At 67.2% G+C, this 1,982-nt stretch carries 3 protein-coding genes; all 3 read right to left on the reverse strand.

What is annotated here, in order from left to right:
- Positions 1-641: ATP-binding cassette domain-containing protein (locus OCW50_RS32945; protein ID WP_262300392.1), on the reverse strand; the 641-nt coding region annotated here is incomplete at its 3' end.
- Positions 634-1,359 (reverse strand): ABC transporter permease, encoded by a 726-nt coding sequence (locus OCW50_RS32950; RefSeq protein ID WP_262300393.1) that lies wholly within the window; start codon positions 1,357-1,359, stop codon positions 634-636. The genes OCW50_RS32950 and OCW50_RS32945, both read right to left, overlap by 8 nt.
- On the reverse strand, positions 1,359-1,982 hold a 624-nt coding region (locus tag OCW50_RS32955; protein WP_262300394.1), incomplete at its 5' end, for an ABC transporter permease. The genes OCW50_RS32955 and OCW50_RS32950, both read right to left, overlap by 1 nt.

Raw genomic sequence — 1,982 nt, forward strand, 5'->3', positions numbered from 1 at the left:
TCCTCGGCGAGCGAGCGCATGACGCGCAGGACCTCGCCCACCAGCTCCGGATCGAGCGCCGAGGTCGGCTCGTCGAACAGCATCACCTTGGGGTGCATGGCGAGCGCGCGGGCGATGGCGGCGCGCTGCTGCTGACCGCCGGAGAGGTGGGACGGATACTGGTTGCGCTTGTCGACGATGCCGACCTTCTTCAGCAGCTCTTCGGCCTCGGCGATGCACTCGGCCTTCGGGCGCTTCTGCACGTGCACGGGCGCCTCGATGACGTTCTCCAGGATGGTCATGTGGGACCAGAGATTGAAGCTCTGGAACACCATGGCGACCCGCGACCGGATGCGGTCCACCTGCCGCTGGTCGGCGGGCTCCATGCCCTTGCGGCCCTTGCGCAGACCGATCGTCTCGCCGCCGATGCGGATCTCGCCGGAATCCGGCACCTCCAGCATGTTGATGCAGCGCAGCATGGTGGACTTGCCCGAGCCCGACGCGCCCAGGATCGAGATCACGTCGCCTTCCCGGGCGCTGAGCGACACGCCCTTGAGCACCTCGAGGCTCCCGAAGCTCTTGCGGAGATCGTTGACGGAGACGGCGGCAGCGGCCTCGACCGGCGCGGTGTGGATCGACAAGGATGCAACTCCGTTAGACATGGGCGGCCTCCAGACGCGGCTCGATGGCCGGGGGGCGGCGCAGGTGGGGCGAGAGCCACCACTCGATGGCCATGATGATGCGCGTGATGATGAAGTTGAGGATCAGGTAGATCAGGCCTGCCACGATGAAGACCTCGACGGCCCGGAAGGTCTGCGAGATCAGCTTCGCGGCCAGTCCCGTCACCTCCATCATGGTGATGATGGACGCCAGCGAGGTCGCCTTGACCATGAGGATGATCTCGCTGCCGTAGGCCGGCAGCGCCTGGCGGACCGCGATCGGGAAGACGATGCGGCGGAAGAGTAGGAAGCCCGACATGCCGCAGGCCCGCGCGGCCTCGACCTGGTTGTGCGGCACCGATTGCAGGCCGCCGCGGAAGATCTCGCTGGCATAGGCGGCCGTGTTGAGGGTGAGCGCCAGCACCGCGCACCAGTAGGGCTCGCGGAAGAAGGTCCACAGGCCCCATTCCTGTAAGAAGGGGCGGAACTGTCCGAGGCCGTAATAGATCAGGAAGATCTGCACGAGCAGGGGCGTCCCGCGGAACACGAAGACATATCCTTGAGCCGGCCAGTCGAGAACCTTGACGCGGGACATGCGCATGAGCGCGAGCAGCATCGCGAAGATGGCCCCGAGCGCAACCGCCGTGAAGGCCAGGTTGAGGGTGAGCGGCACGCCCCCGATCAGGGTCAGGAAGGCATCCCGCATGAAGGCGAAGTCCATCAGGAAGCCCTCCGCATGCCACGCATCGAGTGAGCCTCCGCGCGCTGGAACAGGTAGGTCGAAACCCAGGTGATGAGCAGGTAGAGCACCGCCGCCGTGATGTAGAAGTCGAACGGGCGCCGGGTGGAGCCGGCCGCGATGTGCGACTGGCGCAGCAGCTCGACGAGGCCGGTCACCGAGATCAGGGCCGATTCCTTCAGCACCAGCTGCCAGGTGTTGCCGAGGCCCGGAATGGCGTAGCGCAGGACCTGCGGGGCGATGATGCGGCGGAACATCAGCCAGCGATGCATGCCCACGGACCGGGCCGCCTCGAGCTCGCCGCGGCTCACGACCTGGAAGGCGCCGCGGAACACCTCGGCCTGATAGGCGCCCGACACGATGCCGATGGCCATGGCGCCGGTGGCGAAGGCCGGCACGCCGATGAAGCCCTCGGCTCCGAACAGGCTGCCGATGGCGCCGAGCGCCGCGCTGCCGCCGAAGTAGAACAGGTAGATCACGAGAAGGTCGGGGATGCCGCGCAGGACGGTGGTGTAGCCGTCCGCCAGGCTGCGGATCACCACGTTGCCCCCGATCTTGCCCCAGGCCACCAGGGTGCCGACGATGGAGCCCGCGAGAAAGCCGCA

Source organism: Microvirga sesbaniae (genome assembly GCF_025460805.1).
In the GTDB taxonomy this organism is placed as follows: Bacteria; Pseudomonadota; Alphaproteobacteria; order Rhizobiales; family Beijerinckiaceae; genus Microvirga; species Microvirga sesbaniae.